Annotated in this window: 8 protein-coding genes and 1 tRNA gene; 7 read left to right on the forward strand and 2 right to left on the reverse strand. The window is 35.2% G+C overall.

Annotated elements, in window-relative coordinates; translation table 11 throughout:
• Positions 1–179: 179 nt before the first annotated feature.
• Both dtd and EK417_RS20900 read right to left on the reverse strand, forming a co-directional pair.
• Complete coding sequence (dtd, locus tag EK417_RS20895) at positions 180–629, reverse strand: D-aminoacyl-tRNA deacylase (RefSeq protein ID WP_136523251.1); 450 nt, start codon at positions 627–629, stop codon at positions 180–182.
• A gap of 9 nt (positions 630–638) precedes the next feature.
• The gene (locus EK417_RS20900) at positions 639–1,094 is read right to left on the reverse strand and encodes a hypothetical protein (protein ID WP_076596848.1); all 456 of its coding nucleotides are present in this window, start codon (positions 1,092–1,094) and stop codon (positions 639–641) included.
• Between the two features lie 109 nt (positions 1,095–1,203).
• Here EK417_RS20900 and greA point away from each other — a divergent pair, with 109 nt between their 5' ends.
• The 7 genes from greA (at position 1,204) to EK417_RS20935 (ending at position 7,125) form a co-directional block, all read left to right on the forward strand.
• The gene (greA, locus tag EK417_RS20905) at positions 1,204–1,674 is read left to right on the forward strand and encodes a transcription elongation factor GreA (RefSeq protein WP_076596847.1); all 471 of its coding nucleotides are present in this window, start codon (positions 1,204–1,206) and stop codon (positions 1,672–1,674) included.
• A gap of 57 nt (positions 1,675–1,731) precedes the next feature.
• Positions 1,732–2,121, forward strand: a complete 390-nt coding sequence (locus EK417_RS20910; protein WP_076596846.1) for an HIT family protein — start codon at positions 1,732–1,734, stop codon at positions 2,119–2,121.
• Between the two features lie 66 nt (positions 2,122–2,187).
• A complete protein-coding gene (gene clpX / locus EK417_RS20915; RefSeq protein ID WP_076596845.1) occupies positions 2,188–3,375 on the forward strand; it encodes an ATP-dependent Clp protease ATP-binding subunit ClpX in 1,188 nt (395 codons plus the stop codon).
• Positions 3,376–3,449: 74 nt separating this feature from the next.
• The gene (locus tag EK417_RS20920) at positions 3,450–5,417 is read left to right on the forward strand and encodes a T9SS type A sorting domain-containing protein (RefSeq protein ID WP_136523252.1); all 1,968 of its coding nucleotides are present in this window, start codon (positions 3,450–3,452) and stop codon (positions 5,415–5,417) included.
• Between the two features lie 5 nt (positions 5,418–5,422).
• The gene (locus EK417_RS20925; protein ID WP_076596844.1) at positions 5,423–5,653 is read left to right on the forward strand and encodes a signal peptidase; all 231 of its coding nucleotides are present in this window, start codon (positions 5,423–5,425) and stop codon (positions 5,651–5,653) included.
• 61 nt (positions 5,654–5,714) lie between these two features.
• Complete coding sequence (locus EK417_RS20930; RefSeq protein WP_076596843.1) at positions 5,715–7,007, forward strand: TlpA family protein disulfide reductase; 1,293 nt, start codon at positions 5,715–5,717, stop codon at positions 7,005–7,007.
• 44 nt (positions 7,008–7,051) lie between these two features.
• Positions 7,052–7,125: transfer RNA gene (locus EK417_RS20935), tRNA-Met, on the forward strand.
• The last annotated feature ends 132 nt before the right edge of the window (positions 7,126–7,257 follow it).

A 7,257-nucleotide genomic window follows, 5' to 3' on the forward strand; every position in this document is an offset into this window, starting at 1 on the left:
TTTAAATTTTTACTCCTTCCTTTTCTATAAAGGATTTCTTTGTTCATGAATGGTACACCTCACAGGTTTTCAAAACCTGTGAGGTGTAATGACAGATATTTTTCTGCTTACTAACCAAAAAAAATACGCTCAATAAATTGAAACGTATTGCGTATGTTTTGCCCCTTTATCTTCTCCGCTTAGCTTTTGGTAATGGAATCCATTACAATGGTAACCGGTCCGTCATTGATAAGAGAAACCTTCATATCAGCTCCGAAGATTCCGCTTTCGGTTCTTAATCCCGATTTAGCTGTTTCTTCCTTAAAATAATCAAAAAGCGGTACAGCTTTATCCGGTTTTGCTGCCTTTATGAAAGAAGGTCTGTTGCCTTTTTTATAATCTGCAATCAATGTAAACTGACTGATGCAAAGGATTTCTCCTGAAATATCTTTCACAGAAAGATTAAGCTTGTCATCTTCATCTCCAAAGATTCTCAGGTTTAAAACTTTTTGTACAAGCCAGTCAGCATCTGTCTTTTCATCATTTTCATCTATGCCTACAAGCAGCATTAGTCCTTTTCCGATTTCTCCAACAATTTTTCCTTCTACTCTTACAGTGGCTTCAGAAACTCTTTGTATAACGATCTTCATCTTATATTTTTAATAATAAACATTTAAGATTTTACTTGCGGCATCGTAACTGTAAGGATAAGTTTTAGGCGGCAGAGAAGTTTTGGCTCCCGATTCCGGCTGTCCCGTACTTAAGATCCATCTTGTATCATCCTGCGGACATATGATGGCAATATTGTCTTTTACCTCAAGAGTGGTGTTATTATCAGGACATATATGTGGAGCATTCCTGTCATAGACTTTAAATCCGTTTGCGGTTCGAACAATAATAAGTCCTCTCGTGCCAGATTGCTGTTCATTCACATAAATCCAGCCGTTGATATTGTTCAAAACGTAGTAAGCAGGAAGGTTTAGATTAAGTGATACATTGATAGGAACATTGGGGAAGCAGTTCACCGTATCTTCTCTGCTTCCACAAGAGTTTATGGTTAAATTACTGAAAATCAATAAAATGAAAATGGATAAGATTGAGAAAGTTTTTTTCATTTCAATTTAAATTTTTATATATTTGTAAAAGTTAAACGATTACAACACGAAAACATTGTCCGGCAAATGTCGGATTATTTTTTTATACTAAAACTAAATTTTGAAAATTATGGCAAGCTATGTAACTAAGGAGGGCCTGGAGAAAATGAAAGCTGAGCTGGAACAGTTGGAAACTGTAGAGAGACCAAAAATTACTCAGCAGATCGCAGAAGCAAGAGATAAAGGAGATTTGTCTGAAAATGCAGAATACGATGCGGCTAAAGAGGCTCAGGGGATGCTTGAAATGAGAATTTCCAAGCTGAAAGACGTAATTTCTACTTCTAAAATTATAGACGAAAGCCAATTAGATACTTCAAAAGTTTCCATCTTAACGACAGTGAAACTTAAAAACAATGCTACCAAGCAAGAGCAGGTATTTACATTGGTACCAGATAACGAAAGCGATCTGAAGACAGGAAAGATTTCTGTGAACACACCTATTGCAAAGGGGCTGTTAGGAAAAGCTATTGGCGAAGTTGCTGAAATTACTTTACCAAACGGAAACAAACTGTCTTTTGAAGTATTAGACATCTCATTATAGTCTGATATTCCCTTTTATTTCTAACCTTCTAAATATCTAACCCAAACTTCTGATAAAATGAGCACTATATTCACAAAAATCATCAATGGCGAAATTCCCTCTTATAAGATTGCAGAAAATGAAGACTTCATTGCATTCTTAGACGCAATGCCTTTGGTGAAGGGACATACTTTAGTAGTACCTAAAAAAGAAGTGGATTTGATTTTTGATCTTGAAAGTGAAGAATACAAAAACCTTTGGGGATTTGCTCAAGAGGTAGCCAAGAAGATCAAAACTGCAGTTCCATGTGTGAGAGTAGGAGTAGCAGTGGTTGGGCTTGAAGTTCCTCATGCACACATCCATCTGATTCCTTTAAATAAGATGGAAGACATGAATTTCAGAAATGAAAGATTAAAATTAACGAACGAAGAATATACAGAGATTCAACACTCAATAATTAATTCTTAACAACCAGAAAATCGTAAAAAAGTAATTTTTTACGATTTTCTTTAACATATACATATATTATATCATATGAATTCGAACCAATGTTCTTTCTGTGGCAGAAAAAGAAATGAAGTACAGATGCTGATTTCTGGGCAGAATGGTTTTATTTGTGAAAATTGTATAGAGCAGGCACATGCTATTGTAAAAGATGGTGCATCAAAAACAGGATATTCACCTGCAAACAGCATGGATGAGCTTAAAAAGCCGAAAGAGATCAAAGAATTCCTTGATCAGTATGTGATTGGACAGGATCAGGCGAAAAAGCAGCTTTCAATTGCTGTTTATAACCACTATAAAAGATTGCTTCATGCTCAGGACGAAAACAGAGAAGTGGAGCTTGAAAAGTCAAATATTATCATGATAGGAGAGACGGGAACAGGTAAAACTCTTTTGGCAAAGACAATTGCCAGAGAACTTAATGTTCCTTTCTGTATTGTGGATGCTACTATTTTAACAGAAGCAGGATATGTAGGAGAAGATGTCGAAAGTATCCTTTCAAGACTTCTGATGGTAGCAGATTATGATGTGGAAAAAGCTGAAAAAGGAATTGTTTTCATTGATGAGATTGATAAGATTGCCAGAAAATCAGACAATCCAAGTATTACAAGAGACGTTTCAGGAGAAGGCGTACAGCAGGGATTACTGAAACTGCTGGAAGGAAGTATTGTGAATGTTCCGCCACAAGGAGGAAGAAAACATCCGGATCAGAAATATATCCAGGTCAATACTCAGAACATCTTATTTATTGCAGGAGGAGCTTTTGACGGGATCAAGGAGATCATCGAAAGAAGAATGAACAAGCAGGCAATTGGTTTCAGCTCTGAAAAAATCAATAAAACTGACGAGGACGAATATATATTAACAAATATTAATGCGATTGATCTTCGTACTTTCGGATTAATTCCGGAACTTTTAGGAAGATTTCCAATCATTACTTACCTTGATAAACTCACGAAAGAGACGTTGGTAAGAATTATGAAGGAACCTAAAAACTCTATCGTGAATCAATTTGTGGAACTTTTTAAAATGGATGGCACAGATTTGGTAATTACAGACGGAGCAATTGAAAGAATCGTAGAGGAAACTATTGAAAAAGGATTAGGTGCTAGAGGCCTTAGAGGTACCACCGAAAAAGTTCTAGAAGACTATATGTTTTCAATAGGAGAGGAGAAAGAAATTATCCTAACTGAAGATAATGTTTTGATTAATAGATAAAAAATTTTTTTTTTAAGAAAAATAATAATACCTTTGCGGGTGAAGATTGTATTAACACACAAATAATTTATACAATGAGAAAAAGTTTATTTGCTATAGGTCTTTTAGCAATTGGTTATTCTGTTCAGGCGCAGATATTATGTCATGTTGACACTAATGCTAATATGTATGTGAGCGAAGGCACCCTAGTTTATAGTGGTGGAGGTGTACAAACAAAAGGTAATGGTCTTTTGGACGTACATGGAAATATCATGGTTGTAGGATCTGGTACGGATCTCTTAAAAACAATTGATGCCAGTGGTGCTGATAAGACTGATGGCGGAAATATAATCTTAAGACTTAATACCCCTGCTTCCTTTGCTACTTCTACGTATGGTCAGCTATACGTTGACGGATTATCCCAATCTAATGTTACAGGTATTGTTAGTAAAGAGTATAGAAATGCTAAGCATGGTAATGGTGATTTTTACCAGCAAATGGCTTTGCCTTTTAATGATAAAGTATTATCATCTCTTTCTCCGGAATTAAACAAAACTTTCAGTGGGGTAAGATATTCTGGTAATGCTATTTTTATGTGGAATAATGCTACAGTTGTATCAGATACAAAACCTGTTGCAACAACTACTAATGTAGCTACTGCTCATGGTTATTATATGCTGGGATCAAAAAACAATAATTTAGATCTTAGTAATCCTCCTGCAGCAAGTGGAGTCTACACAATTAATGGTAAGCCGTATTCTACTTTAGCGACTGCCAACCTAGTTAACGCAGGTAATGGAGTTAACTTTGGTACAAACGGTAATTTCACCAACTCATACAATGAGAAGTACAATACTTATCTTTGGGATCAGTTTGAAGAAACTAACAGTCTATGGGCTGGAACCTTTGGTAAGAACATTTACGAATTTGGAAATCCTTTTTTAACGAATTTAGATTTGTCAAGAATCGGATATGTTGAAAATGGGGGAGTTACTGATGGTAATGCTATCAGTAATATTTGGGGAATTCAGTATTCTCCCGGAACTGTTCAGTATGTTGCCGGTGTGGGAAGTACATTTACGAATCCTCTTACGATGACCTTTGATGTGAGTACACATATTCCGGTAGGAGATGTTAATAATTTGATCGTAAAACCGATGGGGGTTTTCATTATGAAATTAAGAGATAATACTCCTCAAACCTTAAATTTTAACACTCTCAGAAGATTTAGTAATACCGCTAGAGCAGCTGGTACGGATTATAATGTAAATGCAAGTAAATCGGCATTTAAAACTAATAGCGGTACTGTAAAACAATTAGGTGTAATTGGTTTAGATGCTAATGGTAAAGAAGTAGCAAGAGTATATTACGTAGTTACTCCAAACGCTACAACAGGTCACCAGGTTTCTAATGCAACATCAATACAGGCGGCTACAGATAACAGCAATAGTCTTGTTACATATGAAGAAGCCTTAAATGGCGGACAAGATCCTAATTACTCTGGCCAATATAAGTTATACATTAACGAAGCTAATGAAAATAACTTTTTAGGAAAGGATATCGTAATGGATAATTTTGATTATGGTACTGCAGGTCAGAAAATTACATCTTATAAATTTGAAATCAGAGAAAATGCTGAATTGATTCCTGCAGGAGTACATCAGTTATCTTCAGGAATTGGTTTCTACTATAAATCTGCTAACGGAACCCCGCAAGAAGCTAAACAAGGAGCTGTAGTTCCTGTAGGTTCTAAGATTTATAACTTATACTATGGAGAGCCTAACAGAGGTACGCTAATAACTAAAGATACTAATAATACATTGTCTAAAACAATGGTTGTTTATAATCCTACAATTAGCAATTATATAGTTAGATTTGATCCAAGCTGGAAAAAAGCAGATATTGAAGTTTATGATATGAGTGGTAAGCTTATTATCTCTAAGAAAGCAGTAAATACATCTACGGATTTTGTACTTGAACTTGATAGTTCAGTGAAAAGTTCATATGTTGTAAAAGTGGTTTCTGAAAAAGGAGTAATTATTAACACTAAAATCTTAAAATAACAACTATGAAAACTATTAATAAACTAGTATCGGCTCTTTTGCTTTTTGTGATATCATTTGCATATGCAGAGAAAATACCGCCTACACCTGGTGCAACAGCAGCTAGGGCAGGAACCGGAGGTGGAGGTCCGGGAGCACCAGCATCCTCAATCGATATGTATGTATATGTACTGGGTATCATGGCAATAGGATTTATTGTTTACTTTACAAAAAAGTACAAGAGCGTAAAAGCATAAAATTTTATTAAAATAATATTAAACTCTCTGATTAGTCGGAGAGTTTTTTTATTTTTACTCTATGAAAAAGATTTATACGCTATCAGCGGTTTTGGCTGCATTTGCTTTGCAGGCTCAATTTACTGTTACAATTCAGACTCCGTCAGATTTTAAAGACCAGGATGCCATTCTATATACACTAAACGGATCAAAAGATATTATTGTTACCAAAGAACAGAGTAAGAATAGTACGTGGACTTTTAAATATCCCAACCATTATATGGGGATGATGAAAGTTTATTTTCCAGGTTCTAATAATACCGTAAGCTTTATTTCTGAAAATAAAAATGTCAGCATTAAACTGGATATCCAGAATAGCAAAGTAAAGGATGTTACGTATCTGGATGAAGCCAATAATCTGATGAGTAAACAACAAGAAGGTTCACAAAAGAAAGAGCTTATTTTGCCGGCTTTAGCACAGATCAAAGAATATTACAAAGACAATACTGATTTTGGAAAAGCTTTGAAAACAGAAATTGAAAGACTTTCCGGTACTTCAGGTTCTATTGATGCAGCACAACATCCGTTTATTGCTTATTATAATACGAATTACAGCAAGTTTCTTTCCAATTCACCGGATTCAGCTAAAAAGGCAGATCAGGAAGAAATAATCAACTTTCTGGATAAATCAGGTGATATGCTTGAAAGCTCATCATTATTGAGACCTGTATTGGTAGCATATCTGAATTCAGGGGGGAATACCAATGTTACGGCTTCTGTTGATAAGTTGTTAGATCGTTTAAAAGTAGAGACTCCAAGAGGCCAGACTGTATTGTCAGAATTGATTGATATTTTTGATGTCTATCAGATGGATGAATATAAGAGTAAATATCTGTCTCTTGCCAAAAATCTTAAATGTACCATCACTGATAGGCTTGCTTCCACATTGAAATCCAATGCGAATATTGAAATGGGGGCTGTTTTTCCTAATTATAAGTTCCAGTCACCCGTTAATACCACTGCAAAATCATTACACGATATTAAAGCAGATAAAAAGGTGGTTGTCTTTTGGTCATCTACATGCTCACACTGTGAAAGTGAACTTCCTAAACTTTTGGAAAAATATAATGATCTAAAATCAAAAAATATTCAGATTATAGGGCTGTCTTTAGATGTGGATAAGAACTCATATACCCAAAAAATTGCTGCATTTCCTTGGGTGAATGATTCCGAATTGAGAGGATGGAACAGTAGTTACACAGATTTGTATAATATTCATGCAACTCCCACGTATTTTATTTTAGATGCTAACAATAAGATAATCAGTAAGCCAGATCATGTTGGTGATGTTTTAGAATATTTTAAGCTAAAATAATTTTGGAGGTAAAGAAATATTTTCTATATTTGCACCACCAAAACGGCGAGGTAGCTCAGTTGGTTAGAGCGCAGGATTCATAACCCTGAGGTCACGGGTTCAATTCCCGTCTTCGCTACAATAAACCGCAATCATTGATTTAATGATTGCGGTTTTTACTTTTAAAAAAATTGCCACTTTATCTTTTAAGGATCAAGCTTAAAAGGGATCAAGCGCAAAAGTTGGGGACTAGGCAAAAAGTTTAGCTAAT

Source organism: Chryseobacterium candidae (assembly GCF_004916905.1).
In the GTDB taxonomy this organism is placed as follows: domain Bacteria; phylum Bacteroidota; class Bacteroidia; order Flavobacteriales; family Weeksellaceae; genus Chryseobacterium; species Chryseobacterium candidae.

Excerpts from the sequence above, each read along its gene's own strand:
- dtd (WP_136523251.1), bottom strand. The coding sequence starts at position 629 with ATGAAGATCGTTATACAAAGAGTTTCTGAAGCCACTGTAAGAGTAGAA.
- EK417_RS20910 (WP_076596846.1), top strand. The coding sequence starts at position 1,732 with ATGAGCACTATATTCACAAAAATCATCAATGGCGAAATTCCCTCTTAT.
- EK417_RS20925 (WP_076596844.1), top strand. The coding sequence starts at position 5,423 with ATGAAAACTATTAATAAACTAGTATCGGCTCTTTTGCTTTTTGTGATA.
- EK417_RS20930 (WP_076596843.1), top strand. The coding sequence starts at position 5,715 with ATGAAAAAGATTTATACGCTATCAGCGGTTTTGGCTGCATTTGCTTTG.
- greA (WP_076596847.1), top strand. The coding sequence starts at position 1,204 with ATGGCAAGCTATGTAACTAAGGAGGGCCTGGAGAAAATGAAAGCTGAG.
- EK417_RS20900 (WP_076596848.1), bottom strand. The coding sequence starts at position 1,094 with ATGAAAAAAACTTTCTCAATCTTATCCATTTTCATTTTATTGATTTTC.
- clpX (WP_076596845.1), top strand. The coding sequence starts at position 2,188 with ATGAATTCGAACCAATGTTCTTTCTGTGGCAGAAAAAGAAATGAAGTA.
- EK417_RS20920 (WP_136523252.1), top strand. The coding sequence starts at position 3,450 with ATGAGAAAAAGTTTATTTGCTATAGGTCTTTTAGCAATTGGTTATTCT.